The organism is Neptunomonas sp. ABH4_499 (genome assembly GCF_056160565.1).
The window spans coordinates 51,401-66,843 of sequence record NZ_JBSWXK010000017.1; the positions used below are offsets into that span (position 1 = coordinate 51,401).

Consider the following 15,443-nt stretch of genomic DNA (forward strand, 5'->3'; position numbering starts at 1 on the left):
CACGATTTCGAAAGGTGCATACTCAGTGAATGTTCAGGAAACGCACTATCTGTTTGGATATGGCAGCTTAATTAATGCCATTAGTCGCTCGGTAACAGGCCAAACCGGACAAGCACGCCCCGCGTGGGTAAAGGGCTATCAGCGCCATTGGTCAACCATAGGCGAAGGACTGACGTTGAGCACGGTGGCGGTCACGCAAAGCACTCATGGCGTCACCAATGGCGTATTGGTTGAGGTGCCTGCCAGTGAGCTTGCAGCCTTTGATGAGCGAGAGTTTGGTTACCGTCGTACCCAGGTGGACCCCAGTGCTTTAACGGTTGATGGGGAGTGCGATCTGTCGCGTCCTGTCTGGATCTACTACAAAGACGCCATCATTGATCCGCATGAGGCTGCCCCCATTGTATTGAGCTATGCCGATGTGATTTTGGCCGGCTGTTTATCGATCAGCCATGCGTTTGCAACGGAGTTTGTGGAGACCACCTTGGGGTGGCAAACGGCCTTAATGAATGATCGTCACGCGCCACGTTACCCGCGTGCGCAGCCAGAGATCGATGTTAAAACGCTAGAGCCTTATCTGTCGGCGGTCGCCCACTCAGGCGTGTGTGTTAAGAAAGGCTACGCTGGATAAAACTTGATTGATTTTTGACCACAAAGTGGCAGGCCTAAAGTAGTAGCCATTTTCCTGCTTTTGCAGAAGGGCGTTTTTTGTTGCGCTGCATCATACTGAAGGGGTTGTTTATGAGAGGAGCAAGTCACCGTGGCTTCTTTCATGGCTCTACTCTGTTGCCATCCCTGGCGATTTTCTTGTTGGTAAGTGTAGTACTTACATACTCTTTAGCCCGTACACTGTACGGGCTTTTTTTTGGCCTGAATTTCAATCGGGAAGTGATCGTGCAGCGCACATTCAGATCTTTTTCGGTATGCTTGCAGGGCAATATACACCTAAGGAAAAGGACACTATGGCTGGTTCAAGTTTATTTGCTTTGATTGATGACATCGCGACGCTGTTAGACGATGTTGCGAGCATGACGAAAGTCGCGGCGCGAAAGACCGCAGGCGTGCTGGGGGATGATCTTGCCCTGAACGCAGAGCAGGTAACGGGTGTACGTGCCGAGCGAGAACTGCCCGTTATTTGGGCGGTGGCCAAAGGGTCGATGCTGAACAAGGCGATCTTAATCCCGGCGGCGTTGGCGATCAGTTACTTTATCCCGTGGTTGATCACGCCGCTGCTGATGCTAGGCGGTCTGTTTTTGTGTTTCGAAGGCTTCGAGAAGATCGCACACAAACTGCTGCACAGTGCCGAAGACGATGACGCCCACAAAGAGAATCTTAAACAGGCCGTCAGCGACCCAGACGTCGACATGGTTGAGTTTGAAAAACAGAAGATCAAAGGCGCGATCCGTACCGATTTTATTTTGTCCGCCGAGATCATCGTGATCACGCTGGGTACCGTGGCCACCGCTACCCTTTGGATGCAAAGTGCGGTGCTGGTGGGCATTGCACTAATCATCACCGTTGGGGTTTACGGCTTAGTCGCCGGCATCGTGAAGATGGATGATCTCGGTTTGCACCTGATGCGTGACCATGTGGCCGGGCAATCCATGACCTTTGGCCAACGTTTTGGGCGTGGCTTACTGGTGATGGCACCCAAATTTATGAAGTTGTTGTCCATCGTTGGTACGGCGGCCATGTTCATGGTTGGTGGCGGTATTTTATCCCACGGTATTCCGGTGGTGCATCACGCCATCCAACACGCGGCTGAAGTGGTCGCGACGTGGCCTGCGGGGGCGGTCTTGTCCGCGTTAACCCCCACCTTTTTGGATGCAATGCTCGGCATTTTGGCCGGTGGTGTTGTGGTTGCGATTGTGACGATCGGCAAGAAGCTGTTCGGTAAGTCTGGTCACTAAAGGAGATTAAAGGGCTTACAGAAAAGGCATTAAAACATCGAGGGGGGATGAAGGGGAGTCGCCCCTCGATGTGCTTTAGACGATTACCAAATCAGTAAGGCACCCAGTGCGATGGTGTCGGTATCTTGGGTTGCGCTTTCAGTCATGTTGTACTCAGCGACCAAGGTTAGGTTGCTGTTGACGGAGTGGAACCACGCAACAGAGGTGTTCTCAAGATCCAACTCGTTACCGCCATCGGTGGTACCGCCTTTGTTCTCGCCGTAGGACAGAACCAGACGCTCGCTACCGAAGCTGTACGAGCCTTGCACCAGATAACCATCCACATCACCTTTATCGGTGGTGACTAAGTTACCAAGGCCAGCAGTGCCCACACCATCCGCTTGGAAGCCCGATGCGGTTAATGACAAGCCACCAAACTTCACGTTAGCACCATAAGAAACACCGTTGGAATCGATGTCATCGCTGCCGTTGTCGGAGCTTTGAGACATACCGCCAACCCAGAGTTTTACGGGTACGTTTTCAGAGGCATTAAAGTTGTAGGTCAGCTCCGCTTCGATGCGGGGTGTGCTCTCTTCTGAGCCTGCACCGGATTTGGCAGGGTCCATTAAACCGACGGCCAGCTGCATGCCGCTCATGTCAGGCGTGCGGTACGTGATCTGTGAGTTCGGGAACGGGTACAGGTAACCGGTACCGATGTTACCGAAGGACACGTTGTTGCCATCGACGGTGGTGGTGTGCGTTTGGCCGTAACCGAGCAGAATCTCATCGTTCATGATGTTAGAGCGGTTGAACAGCGCAAAATCTTTACCGATCAGTACCTGACCCCAATCGCCATCGATGGTGCCGTAAAACTGACGTACGTCGATGGTTGAATCCACCAAGTTGCTGTTGGCATCGTTGATCGACACCCAGAACGAAGAGCGAGCGCCCAGTTTTAGATCGCCCATCTGCTTGCTGGTGTTAAAACCAATGTAGTTAGGCAAGAAGCCCATCTTAACGCGGGACTGTGTGCGGTCCAGGCTGTTGTCATCGTTGTCCACTTTGCTATGAACATAGAAGGTGTTCAGAAGGCCATCGGCACTGAAGGTGGTGCCATCTTGGTTGTAGAGCTCAATCCCTGCCGAAGCGTGAGAGGCCATACCAACAGCGATGGTCAGCGCTGACACTTTGAACAGAGAACGGGTGGTGAAGCCTTTATTGTTTTTCATGATTTCCCCAACATTATTATTGTTAGTTTTGGTGCTGTTCATCGTGCAGAGAGTTTGTGGCGGACAGAATGCCTCTTTGGTGTCTGCAAAAGGGGACTATTGTCTATTGTCTTCGACCCTCCTCTTGTCAGGGTCATAGGCTGTAACACAAGGGTCGGGTAGGGCGTACGACAGGGTCTTAAACATACATGGCGTATGGTATCTGCTACCAAGGTGTTTAAATTTTGAGCAGTTGCAGCATCGCCACTTTAAAGAGGCCGCTATTGGATAAAGGATGCATTGAAACCAGAGGGGGTTCTTGATTATGCTCGAACTCTTGGCGTACGCCGTACAAGCCTCAGGATGAGCGTTGGTGTATGCGCTTAATAATAACAACGACATGAATGGGCGAGTGATCCTCGACCGGTTCGTAAGAGAGCAGTAGCTATGAATTCTGTATCGCACCTGCGCAAGTTTGTCTCGCCCGAGATCATCTTTGGCGCAGGGGCCCGTCACAGCGTCTCCAACTACGCACACAGTTTTGGCGCGCGCAAAGTCCTCGTGGTATCGGACCCCGGTGTCGTCGAGGCGGGTTGGGTCAAAGATGTGACCGACAGCCTAGAGCGCGAAGGCATCGCCCATGTAGTGTTTACCGATGTATCCCCCAACCCGCGTTGTGAAGAGGTGATGGCAGGGGCTGAGTTTTACCAAGAACACGGCTGCAACTTGATTGTTGCGGTCGGGGGCGGCTCCCCCATGGATTGCGCTAAAGGGATTGGTATTGTCTCCACGCACGGACGTCATATCCTTGAGTTTGTCGGCGTGGATACCATTGATAAACCGATCCCTCCGCTGATTTTGATCCCAACGACGGCCGGTACTTCGGCCGATGTGTCCCAGTTTGCTATTTTGTCGGATCAGAACGATAAGGTAAAAATCTCGATTGTCAGTAAATCGGTAGTACCCGATGTTTCGCTGATCGACCCCGAAACCACCGTTACCATGTCCCCCTTCCTAAGTGCTTGTACGGGTGTTGATGCGCTTGTGCACGCCATCGAAGCCTTTGTATCCACCGGGGCGGGGCCTTTAACGGACATGCACGCCTTAGATGCGATGCGCCTGATCAACGGGCACCTTGAAGCCTTGGTTAAGAACCCGACTGATCTTTATCTTCGCGAGCAGGTGATGCTGGGCTCAATGAAAGCCGGCCTTGCGTTCTCCAATGCGATTTTGGGGGCGGTTCATGCCATGTCCCACAGTTTGGGGGGCTTTTTGGATCTGCCGCACGGTTTGTGTAATGCCATGCTGCTGGAGCATGTGATCAGCTACAACTTTAAAGACGCGGAAGACCGCTTCAAAGTGGTGGCGGATGCGCTGGGTATCGATACCCGAGGGCTTACGCCGCCGATGATCAAAGAGCGGCTCGTGCAGCATGTGGTGCGCTTAAAACAGAACGTCGGCTTGATGGAAACACTCGGCAGCAGCGGTGTGAACATCAGTGATATTCCGGTGTTGTCGGTGAAGGCGATGCGTGATCCGTGCATTTTGACCAATCCGCGTAAATCCAACCAACGCGATGTCGAAGTGGTCTATGAAGAAGCGCTATGAGTCACCGGAACACTCCGAGCCGCAAGAACCCACCGTCGAGGAGCTGATCGGCCTAGGTCATCAGTCGGCCCGCAAAAACTACTACTCGGAGCTGACCGAAAAGCTCGAAGAGCTCGAAGCCGAGCGCAATCGCTATAAATGGCTGTTTGATAACGCCCTGCATGGCATCTTTCAGGCGGATTTGGCCGGTACCTTGCGCGGCGCTAACCCTGCGATGGCCAACCTTTGCGCGGCGAACTCGGTTGAGTTCTTCCAAGAGCGGGTCAAAACCTTGGGGGAGGATCTTTTTTACGACCCCAAAGAGTATTTGCAGCTGATCAGCCGCTTACAGCGCGACGGAAAAGTGTTTCGATTTGAGACCCGTTTGGTGCGGGTTGATGGGGCGATCATCTATGTATCGATGAACGCGCTGCTAAAACAAGAAGCCGACGACACCACCATTGAAGCCTTTGTGCAGGACATCACCGACCGGGTGAATGATCAGATTCGCCTACGCAAGCTCAACGAAGAGCTGGAAGAGCGGGTCATGAACCGCACCAACGCCTTGGCGGAGCTAAACACCCAACTGCTGGATGAGATTGCCGAGCGTGCCGCCGTGCAAGACGCCCTAGAAGAGGCCAAAGAGCAAGCGATCAAAGCCAACGTCAGTAAAGATAAGTACCTAGCGGCGGCCAGTCACGATCTGTTACAGCCACTGAATGCGGCGCGTTTGTTGGTGGCCACTTTGCGGGAGCGCACGCTGGCGGCGGATGAGGCGCATCTTGTGGATCGCACTCATGTCGCACTTGAAAGCGCGGAGGAGCTGCTGACGGATCTTCTGGATATCTCCAAATTGGATCAAAACGCCGTGCAGGCTGACTGCTCGGAGTTTCATCTCTCCCAGTTACTGAACACCTTGCGCTCGGAGTTTGAAGCGGTGGCCGAGAGCCAAGCGCTGAAGCTTATCGTGCGCGATACGCAGGCGGTGATCAAAACCGATGCGCGTTTGCTGATGCGCATCCTTCGTAATTTTGTCAGCAATGCCATGCGTTATACCGAAACCGGCGGTGTGCTGGTGGGGGCGCGAGCACGCGGCGATCATTACCTGATCGAAGTGTGGGACACCGGCGAAGGCATCCCTTTAGAGCAACGCCAAGCGATCTTTCGTGAGTTTAATCAGCTACCCCAGCATCGCAACGGGGAGCGAAAAGGGGTGGGTTTAGGGCTTGCCATCGTGGAGCGCATTGCTTGTGTGTTAAACCTTAAGGTGGATGTGAGCTCCTCGTTGAATCATGGTTCGGTGTTTCGAATCTGGGTGCCCAAAGGGGATGCCAAAGCGCTCCAAAGTGCCCCGATTGCACGGACGCATCCAGTGGCCAGTACCGAGGGCTTCCAAGGGCAAACGGTGCTGGTGGTGGATAACGAGCCGGACATTCTGCTCAGTATGCGCGCTATCCTGACCCAGTGGGGGATTGAGCCAGTGGTGGCCGACAGCGCTGAAACCGCGCTGGAGCTGTTGCAAAGCGCTAAGTTAACGCCGGATGCGTATCTGTTGGATTATCACTTAAACGATGACCAGACCGCCGCGGATGTGATGGCGGCCTTAGCGCCGGTGTACGGTGATAAGCCCACGGCGATCATCACCGCCGAGCGCCACGACCCAGCGCTCTTGCAGTTACGTCGCAAAGGGGTGCAGATTCTTAATAAACCGGTAAAACCGGGTAAACTGCGCGCGTTATTAACCCATATGCTGCGGGTGGCCTAGCCACTGTGCAGGGGCACAATGATTTTGGGTCGCAAGTAGTATTTGATGGCAAAGGTGCTGTGCCTAGACTGAGTAGGCGCCATCGCTGTAGGGGTAGACAATGACCAATTCTGTGATCACCGCTTTTTCAACCAGCTCTGATATCGATCAGGCGGTTGCTGAATTACGTCAGCAACTCAATGATGACCGGATCGGATTCGTGCTGTTCTTTTGCTCGGCTGAGTACGATTTGGATACGTTAGCCTCGGCGCTGAACGCCTCCTTTGGGCATCTGCCGATTGCCGGTTGCACGACCGCAGGCGAGATTACCCCTGAAGGCTACGCGCAAGGCGCGATCAGCGCGATCGGGTTTGATCGATCCCACTTTACGGTGCAAGTCGGACTCATTGAGGCGATGGAGCATTTCTCCCTGATGCAGGCGCAAAATGTGATTGATCGTCTGATTCGCAAAAGCCGAGATCAACAGATAGCGCCCGTGGTCGGTAACAGCTTTGTTTTGACCTTGCTCGATGGCTTATCCGTTCAGGAGGAGCAAGTCCTGATCAGCCTAAACTCCGCTTTGGGGAACATTCCGCACTTTGGTGGCAGTGCCGGTGACGATATACATTTGGCCAATACCCATGTTTTTGCGAACGGCTCATTTCACACAGGCGCGGCGGTTGTACTACTCTTTAACACAGACTGCGACTTTGAGGTGTTTACGACCCACCACATGCAAAGTTTGGGCGATAAGTTGGTGGTCACGGCCGCAGACCGAGAGTCGCGCCGTGTACAGGAGCTAAACGCCGAGCCTGCGGCCAAAGAGTACGCACGCATGTTGGGGGTTACGGTTGAAGCGCTGAATCCTGAGCTGTTTGCGCTTAATCCGTTAGCGGTTCGGATTGGGGAGGAGTATTACGTGCGCTCCATCCAAAAAGTGAACGAGGATTTAAGCCTGACGTTTTACTGCGCGGTCGAGAACGGCATTGTCCTGACCCGCATGGCGCGGGGGGATTTTCTGGCGGGCTTGACCGAACAGCTGCACCGTATTGAGAAAAACGTCGGTGAGCCGCAACTGGTGATCGGTTGTGACTGCTTTTTACGCCGACTCGAAGCGCAGTGCGAAGGTCGAATTGATGAAGCATCGACCCTGTTAAAACAACACGGTGTGATTGGCTTTAACACCTATGGGGAGCATATCGAAGGTATGCACATCAACCAGACATTCACCGGCGTGGTGATTGGACACGTAACCGATGACTGAACCAACCTGTCGCGAGGCAGAACTGAACCTCAAGATTGCCGAGCTTGAGCACGAAAACCAGAAACTGCGCAAAATCAACGCCGCCTTGATTGAGCGGGTCGAGTCCAGCAACGTTCAGGGCGCCAATCCGTATTCGGCGTTTGAGCACTCCGTGGTGCTGGCCGATCAAGTCCGCGAGCGTACCGAAGCGCTGAACGAAGCCCTCTTTGAGCTGAAAACCAGCCACCGCGCCCTTAAACGAGCTAACCGCGACGCCGCACGTGCCAATCAGCATTTGATTGATGCGATTGAAAGCATCTCGGATGCGTTTGTGCTGTTTGATTCCGAGCGTCGCATCGTTCTGTTTAACAGTAAGTTCCAGGCGGTGTGGTCGGGTACGGGCGTGTCGATCCAAACCGGCCTTAGCATCCAAGAGATACAGGATTTGGCCGATAAGCACGGCCTAATCGAGGAGAGCGAAACCAGCACCGGTGGCGAGAGTAAAGTCTTTAAACTCTCGAACGGCCAGTGGATTCAGATGAGCGAGCGCGAAACCTCCGAAGGGGGGTTGGTAATGCTCTACACTGACATCAGTGAGCTGAAAGCCTCCGAAACGGAAAAACGCAAAGAGGCGTTGGCTGAGAAAACGCGTCTATTGCAAAACACCGTGGATAACCTATCCCAAGGGATCGCACTGGTGAATGCCAGTGATCAACTCGAGATCTGGAATGACCGCTTCCTGTCACTGACCGGCGTGACCCAGCAAGTGGCCGAGTCCCACCCGCCGTTTCGCTCGTTAAGTTTGAAGCACTTCCATCAGCCGCGTGGTCGTAATGGCAGCTCGGGACGAGAAGGCGTGATGGAACACAACGGCTGCATCATCGAGGTGCGTACCCATGCCTTGTCAGATGGCGGGTATGTGAACACTTACACCGACATTACCGAGCGTCACCAATACGCCGAAACCCTGCGCGAAAGCGAGCAGTGGATTCGTTTGATTACCGACCACGTCCCGGCACTGATCGCCTACGTGGGCGAGGACTTATGCTACCGCTTTACCAACAAGGTGTATGAGGAGTGGTACGGCTGGGCATCGGGCAGTTTGATCGGGGTGAAGATCGAAAACGTCCATGGCGAAGTGCATTTCAAAGAGTTGATGCCTTACCTAAAACGCGCCTTCTCGGGTGAGAATGTCACCTTTGATATCGCCGAGCGCAACGGCCGTGGCGAGATGCGTTATCTGCTGAAATCCTACGTGCCGAACGTCAGTGAAAGCGGCGTGGTCGAGGGGATCTTCGTTATGATCCGTGACATCACCGAGCGACGCAAAGTGGCGCTGGAGCTTGAATCTGCCTATCAAACCTTGGAGCAACGCGTCCAAGAGCGTACCGCCGAATTAACCGAGGTCAACGAGCAGTTACGCTCGGAAATTTCGGAACGTAACCTGATTGAAGCCCGCCTTCGCGAGGCGAAAAAAGACGCCGAGCAAGCGAACCTCTCCAAAACCAAATTCTTAGCGGCGGTCAGTCACGATCTGCTGCAACCGTTGAATGCGGCGCGCTTATTCACAGGCGCGCTCTACGAGAAGCCGTTAGTGGAAGAAACCCAGTCGCTGGTGCGCGCGGTATCCAGCGCCTTAAACGATGTTGAATCGCTGTTGGGCACGCTGGTGGACATCTCCAAACTGGATGCGGGCGTGGTTAAGGCGGACCCGACCACCTTCCGCGCGCAAGATTTGATGGAGAACATCGCCAACGAGTACAGCCAGTTTGCCCAGAAAGAGGGGCTGACGCTGCACTACATCCCAAGCAAAGCAGTGATCTCCTCGGACAGCCAGCTGTTGGCGCGTATTCTGCGTAACTTTTTGTCCAACGCGATTCGCTATACCGAAAAAGGCCGCATCGTGTTTGGCTGTCGCCGCCTGAAAAACGCACTGCGCATCGAGGTGTGGGACACAGGCCCAGGCATTCCAGAAGAGAAACGCCAAGAGATCTTCCAAGAGTTTCGCCGCCTAAAACCGCAAGACCCAACCAAAGACAAAGGCTTGGGGCTTGGCCTTGCGATTGTGGATAAAATCTCCCGCGTGTTGGGCCACCCAATCAGTGTGCGCTCCAAAGAGGGCGTGGGCTCCGTGTTCTCGGTGGAAGTACCGCTGGGTGAGTTGGCGCTCTTTAGCGAGATCCAAGGGCCGAAGCTGAAAGTCGTGCCGGATGCACTGGCCGGCTCCCACATTTGGGTGATCGATAACGAGCAGGCGATCTGCCAAGGGATGAAAACCCTGTTGGAGGGCTGGGGCTGCCAAGTCACCACCGCGCTCTCGCAGGAAGACCTTCTAAGCCAAGTCGACCCCAAAGAGGACCCCGTGGACTTGTTGATTGCCGACTACCACCTAGATGATGATCGAAACGGGGTGGATGCGGCCCGTGCCGTAGCACAGCGCATGGACACACCGTTAACCGTCTTGATGATTACGGCTAACTACAACAAAGAGCTTAAGCAAGACATACGGGAGCTGGGATACGTGTTGATGAACAAGCCCGTGAAGCCGTTAAAGCTGAAAACCACCTTGATGCATCTTCTGAAAGATCGCGCGCAGTAAACGGACTTAAACAGCGCTGGATAAGAGAGTGCCGCTTCAGCCACGTATTTAAAGCGTGGCCGAAGCGGGGTAGGGCGTTAGCGTTTTAGGTATTCGCTAAAGTCGATGTTGCCAGCCGACAACACCGCTTGGATGCGGTTATGCACACCCAGTTTGCGTAAAATGGCCGAGACGTGGGCTTTTACCGTGGTTTCAGCGATGTTCAGGTTATACGCGATCTGCTTGTTCGATTCCCCTTTGGACATACGCTCTAACACCAATAATTGGCGACGCGTTAACGAGGAGAGCATCTCCGGTGGGATATGATGCTCATCGTTGCGTGGCGAACGGCGTGTCTCGGTGGAATTCGTACGGATGATGTCCGATGGCAGATAGACGTTACCGGCCAGAATCTGCTTAAGCGCTTCGGTCATCTGCTCGCGTGGCGAGGATTTAGTGATAAAGCCCACCGCGCCATAGGTAATCGCTTGCAGAACGATCTGCTTATCTTCCTCGGCGGAGACAATCACGACTGGAATGGTTGGGGATTCGTTACGCAGGGTGATCAAACCGTTTAGGCCATTCATGCCCGGCATGTTGAGATCCAACAAAATCAGATCCAGATCATCATGCTCCTGAGTCAGCTCAAGCGCGGTATCCAGCGTTTCGGTTTCCAGTAGCTCGCACTCAGGAAAGCTGGTGCGGATCACGTTGATGATCGCTTCGCGGAACAGCGGATGATCATCAGCAATCAAAATCTTATACACACGTTTCTCCTGTTATCATTATAGTTGCCGGTTCGCGTAGGGCTTAGCCTAATTGTTCTCCATGGGAACCGGTTGGATGTCTACTAGGGGTCGATTCGCTTCCTGCCATCCATCCACACCATTTTTGTACCAGTATAGCTGAGTATATCCCCAATCCGATGCTCGTTTTACCGCATTCCAGGACATCCAGCAATCGGCCTTACAATACATCACGATGGGGGCGTCGTAGCGGTTGTGGCTGACCTTCGCCAAAATCGCTTTGAAATACCGTGTCGTGGCCGCATCCAGCACGCCTTCGCCGACATTGGGCGTCCAGAGACTGCCTTCAATGCTGGTGTGTGGTTTGGTCAGAACAAACTGTCCGTTGATGACATCAGCCGGCCTAACATCCAGTAATGGCATATTAGGGTGCGTGTGTAACAGGTCGATCAGATCTTGAGTGCTGAGCGTAACCGCCTGTTGATGATGATCAGGTGTCGGACTCCGATAGCGGGCCATTCGAAACCCATCGTCCGTAAACAGTGCCGTCGCATCCTGTTGAGATGTTACTCCGGGCCAAGACGTGTTGGGTGATGTCTTAGCCTCTGGGGAAGCCTGTACAGCACTGCTGATCAGCAAGCACAGCCAAATGGCGATATTGTTCATATTATTACCCCTTTGACCTCTCTATTACACCGTGAGGCTATCGGGGGATGAATCCCTCCATGGCAGCAAAAAACCAGTACTAAAGTACTGAAAACGGGAAAACTTCCCGGTGCTGCTACGTCAGATTCCGAATTATGAACGACTGACCAGATAGACACCCGCGCCCATCATGATGGAACCAGCACTGCGGTTTAGGGTTTTAACACTGCGCTCGCTCTTAAGCGCTTTACGCGCATAGGCGGCCATCTGCGCCAACATCATAAGGCCAATCATCAAGGCAAACAGCGTGAGTACCGCCGCCAAGGCGATGTCTTGGTGGGTCAGAGCCGTTAAATCCATAAAGGTCGGTAAAAACGCGATGTAGAATAAAATCACCTTAGGGTTAGAGGCCGAGATCAAAAAGCCCTGCACAAAGCCGCCCAGCCCGCGCTTTTTATCCACACCCGGCTCCTCCTCGGTTTGGATGGGGGCTGTCCACATCTTATAACCCAGATAAATCAGGTAAGCCGCACCGGCCCAGCGAATCAAAGTAAACAGCGTTGCGTAGTTTTCTGCCAGCACCGCCAAACCAAGGCAGGCCAGCACCAGGTACACGATGTCACTGACCGTCATCCCCAGCGCCAACGAAAAGCAAGACGCCGCACCCTTGGTCATCGCACGCGCCAAAATTGCAAACACACCGGGCCCGGGCGTAATGCCGAAGATGAAAATCGCCAAAAAGAAAGTGAGCGCGCTCTCGAATGTCATAGTGCTTGCCTCAGGTCAGGGGCGTTTAGGGGAATGGGTAATATAGTGGGGGCTTGGCATTTGGTGCAATAGAGGCAGGCGATGCTTTTTGGTACAACTGGCCTTAATTTCTGGAAAAGTCGTGATTTGGGTCTAAGCTCAACTGGATACATACATGAATAGGGAAGATATCCTGCCAAGGTTGGCTGGAAAACGCATTCGCGTTTTTGTCCTAGCTACGATTCGATTCTTCTCTAAAAATATAATACTATCAATGCGTTATGCGCTTTTCTGGTCTTTGTGCAAGTAATGATATCGTGCGTGCGCGTGAAGAAACTGTTAAATGTATGTAGCTACGGAGAGCATATGCCCAACTGGCTATCTGAATTTCTCTATATTTTAGCTTTATCGAAGAAGACACAATGGGCAATTATTCTAGGCTGCATCTTCTTTATAGGTATCCATCTTCTTGGCGGGTATATGTTGGAAAACTTCGAGCTACATGGTCCTGCGAAAGGAATTCAAGATGTTATGGTTCAGAAAATATCCAAGAAATACGATAAAGTTGCCTTAATTACACTTTTGTCGTTTTGGGTTCTTGCATATAAGTGCTACCAAAAAGATAAGAAGAGGTTTTGGTAAAAGCATTTAACAAGGCCAAGCACAATCGTGCAATGCAAAAAAAACGCATTGCACTGGACGGCCTACACTACGTTTCGGCCGCCTGTGTTGGCGGCGTTAAATGCTTGGCGAGAAAATGTGTTTCAATATTTTAAACTAATCACACAAATAATCTGGATTGTTAAATGGGTAATATGGAGATAAGTGGTACAGCAGATATCACTCATGAAGGGATTAAAAAGCATTTTACTAAATGGAAGAAATATCCTTTTCAATCAGTTATTGAATTGATCGCTAACGGATTTGATTCTGGCGCAACTTCCGTAGATCTTATGATTGAACACAATGAAATGCATGGTCTAGTTGCTATAACCGTGTTGGATAACGGGTCGGGCATTGATATAAAGAAATGCGACCAACATTTTTCTAGGTTTAATGAATCTTCTAAACAAGGTGATGATGACCTTCAGGGAGCTCACGGAAAAGGAAGGCTTGCGTTTCATTTGCTCTGTTCAAATGCTACTTGGTACACCAAATGCTATGACTCTGAATCTAAGATACTAATAGATAGCACTAAGCTGCGTGATTTTTCAGCAAAAGAGATTGCGCCAGAGGAACAGCATGCATTACTAAGCCCACTTGAATCAGGTACATGTGTGGTCCTATCCAACTTTCATACCAACCTTCCAGGGCTAGAGGTTATTAAAAGTAATCTTGAAAGCTATTTTGGCTGGAGACTAATTCTAAACCCCGATCGAAAGTTAACGGTTAATGGGGTAGAAGTCGAGATTCCTGAAAATGAGTTGATAGAGAAAAATATTTGTATTGATGGGGCTGAATTTAAAATCGATTTTATTCGCTGGGTAGATAAGCCTGGAGATGAGAAGTCATATAATTATGTAGTTAACCATGATGGACGAGTATTACATCGAGATCTAAGCAGTTTTAATAAAAAACCAAAGTTTTACCTTAGCTCTTACTCTAGGTCGAACTGGTTTGATAATTTCAATAAAAGTAGCTCGACGCTAAATTTTACGGATGCCCCGCAGGTTAGCCCAGAATCTGATGCTTTCAAGAAGTTAAAAAAGGCAATACATGAGTTCAGCAAGGAAATATATGAAAAGTTTCTTCGGGAATTTGTTGAAGAAAAAATTGAGGAGTATGAAGCTCGCGGTTATTTTCCGGAGCATAAAAGGCTAAAAGCGGAAGAAGCGGCTTGGAGAAGAGAGAATACTAAGTCATTTGTAAAATCACTTTATATAACTGACCCTGCGATTTTCAATAATATAAAAGAAAAACCTGTAAAAATACTATTGGCGCTAATTGATAAGATATTGGTGTCCAATGAGAATGATACGATTTTTGAGGTTGTCGGCGAAATTCTTAATCTAGATGAAAATCAAATAAATACATTCTCGCAGCAAGTTAAAAATTCATCGTTAGAAAATGTTATTAGTACCATCGAAGTCCTTCAAAAGAGAGAGTTTGCTGTCCATAAGCTTCGAGAAATAATGGTTAAATATTATAAAGAAGTTCTCGAAACACCTGATTTGCAAGGGATTATTGAAAGTAATACTTGGCTTTTCGGCAACAAATATACACTACTGGGTGCTGAAGAGGATGACTTCCAAAAAATATCTTTGAATCTTAGGAGTCATGTAAAAGGAATAGATTTCATTGATGAAAGTGACGTTGAGTCAGTGGATTTAGATGGTGGGTTAGATATTGAGGGGGTTAGACGGCAAGTAGACTTATTCTTAGCTAGAAAGAATATTGGATTCAATTCTAGGGGTGAGTCTTACTACCAGTGTACGATCATCGAAATAAAGAGGCCAGCAGTTGCACTCAACGAAAAGCATCTTAAGCAAATACGAGACTATGCGCGAATAATATCCGAACACTCTGGCTTCTCAATGGAGAAAATGAGGTTTGAAATAATACTGGTCGGTAGAAAAATTTCAGATAAAGATTTCGATATCAACTCAGCTTTAGAAACGGCAGATGCTAAAAACGAACCTGGATTAGTGTTCAGCACCAAAAATGATCGGATAAAAGGGTATGTGAAAACCTGGGGAACCATATTTGCTGAATTTGATTTAGCAAACCACTACCTGCTTGAAAAACTTCAAACGAAGAGGGGTTCTCTTGAAGATAAGTCTTCAAAGCAACTGGTAGATGAACTTCAGGAGCCATCGGAGTAATGCATTTAACAAGCGGCTGCACCGGACAAATTTCCGCTGTCACCTTTTTTCGCTTAGCAGCAAAAACCCGCCATCAAAAATTTGCTCGGTGAGCCGGGCGTTGAGGCTGTCGGATAAGTCGTTCAGCCCTCGACCTGCGGTCGAACCCTCAGTTACACTGCTTGAAACAAACTTTACCCCGCATGGTGCAACGGATGGCACGCTTCAAACACTACGATTACGAGCAAACCAAGATGA

12 protein-coding genes are annotated in these 15,443 nt (G+C 50.8%); 8 read left to right on the top strand and 4 right to left on the bottom strand.

Annotated elements, in window-relative coordinates; genetic code table 11:
• Positions 1-25: 25 nt before the first annotated feature.
• Both ACXAF9_RS15505 and ACXAF9_RS15510 read left to right on the top strand, forming a co-directional pair.
• The gene (locus tag ACXAF9_RS15505; protein ID WP_475075596.1) at positions 26-628 is read left to right on the top strand and encodes a gamma-glutamylcyclotransferase family protein; all 603 of its coding nucleotides are present in this window, start codon (positions 26-28) and stop codon (positions 626-628) included.
• 331 nt (positions 629-959) lie between these two features.
• The gene (locus ACXAF9_RS15510; protein ID WP_475075597.1) at positions 960-1,907 is read left to right on the top strand and encodes a DUF808 domain-containing protein; all 948 of its coding nucleotides are present in this window, start codon (positions 960-962) and stop codon (positions 1,905-1,907) included.
• Between the two features lie 83 nt (positions 1,908-1,990).
• Here ACXAF9_RS15510 and ACXAF9_RS15515 read toward each other — a convergent pair whose 3' ends face one another.
• On the bottom strand, positions 1,991-3,115 hold the full coding sequence (locus tag ACXAF9_RS15515) for a porin (RefSeq protein WP_475075598.1): 1,125 nt from the start codon (positions 3,113-3,115) through the stop codon (positions 1,991-1,993).
• Positions 3,116-3,541: 426 nt separating this feature from the next.
• Between ACXAF9_RS15515 and ercA the strand changes: the two genes are divergently transcribed.
• The 4 genes from ercA to ACXAF9_RS15535 all read left to right on the top strand — a co-directional run bounded on the left by ercA (position 3,542) and on the right by ACXAF9_RS15535 (position 10,267).
• A complete protein-coding gene (ercA, locus tag ACXAF9_RS15520; protein ID WP_475075599.1) occupies positions 3,542-4,702 on the top strand; it encodes an alcohol dehydrogenase-like regulatory protein ErcA in 1,161 nt (386 codons plus the stop codon).
• On the top strand, positions 4,686-6,446 hold the full coding sequence (locus ACXAF9_RS15525) for a PAS domain-containing sensor histidine kinase (protein WP_475075600.1): 1,761 nt from the start codon (positions 4,686-4,688) through the stop codon (positions 6,444-6,446). Before ercA ends, ACXAF9_RS15525 begins: the two co-directional genes overlap by 17 nt.
• 100 nt (positions 6,447-6,546) lie before the next feature.
• Entirely contained in the window at positions 6,547-7,689 is a 1,143-nt protein-coding gene (gene nosP, locus ACXAF9_RS15530) for a nitric oxide-sensing protein NosP (RefSeq protein WP_475075601.1), read from the top strand.
• Positions 7,682-10,267: a NahK/ErcS family hybrid sensor histidine kinase/response regulator gene (locus tag ACXAF9_RS15535; protein WP_475075602.1), complete on the top strand. Its 2,586-nt coding sequence runs from the start codon at positions 7,682-7,684 to the stop codon at positions 10,265-10,267. The genes nosP and ACXAF9_RS15535 overlap by 8 nt, the downstream gene beginning before the upstream one ends.
• 77 nt (positions 10,268-10,344) lie before the next feature.
• On the opposite strand, the gene ACXAF9_RS15540 is transcribed toward ACXAF9_RS15535, so the two are convergent.
• The 3 genes from ACXAF9_RS15540 to ACXAF9_RS15550 form a co-directional block, all read right to left on the bottom strand.
• A complete protein-coding gene (locus ACXAF9_RS15540; RefSeq protein WP_475075603.1) occupies positions 10,345-11,013 on the bottom strand; it encodes a response regulator in 669 nt (222 codons plus the stop codon).
• A 48-nt stretch (positions 11,014-11,061) separates the two neighbouring features.
• Positions 11,062-11,658, bottom strand: a complete 597-nt coding sequence (locus tag ACXAF9_RS15545; protein WP_475075604.1) for a rhodanese-like domain-containing protein — start codon at positions 11,656-11,658, stop codon at positions 11,062-11,064.
• Positions 11,659-11,790: 132 nt separating this feature from the next.
• The gene (locus tag ACXAF9_RS15550) at positions 11,791-12,405 is read right to left on the bottom strand and encodes a LysE family translocator (RefSeq protein WP_475075605.1); all 615 of its coding nucleotides are present in this window, start codon (positions 12,403-12,405) and stop codon (positions 11,791-11,793) included.
• Positions 12,406-12,750: 345 nt separating this feature from the next.
• Between ACXAF9_RS15550 and ACXAF9_RS15555 the strand changes: the two genes are divergently transcribed.
• Both ACXAF9_RS15555 and ACXAF9_RS15560 read left to right on the top strand, forming a co-directional pair.
• Entirely contained in the window at positions 12,751-13,026 is a 276-nt protein-coding gene (locus tag ACXAF9_RS15555; protein ID WP_475075606.1) for a hypothetical protein, read from the top strand.
• 164 nt (positions 13,027-13,190) lie between these two features.
• Positions 13,191-15,206, top strand: a complete 2,016-nt coding sequence (locus ACXAF9_RS15560) for an ATP-binding protein (protein WP_475075607.1) — start codon at positions 13,191-13,193, stop codon at positions 15,204-15,206.
• Positions 15,207-15,443 lie beyond the last annotated feature (237 nt).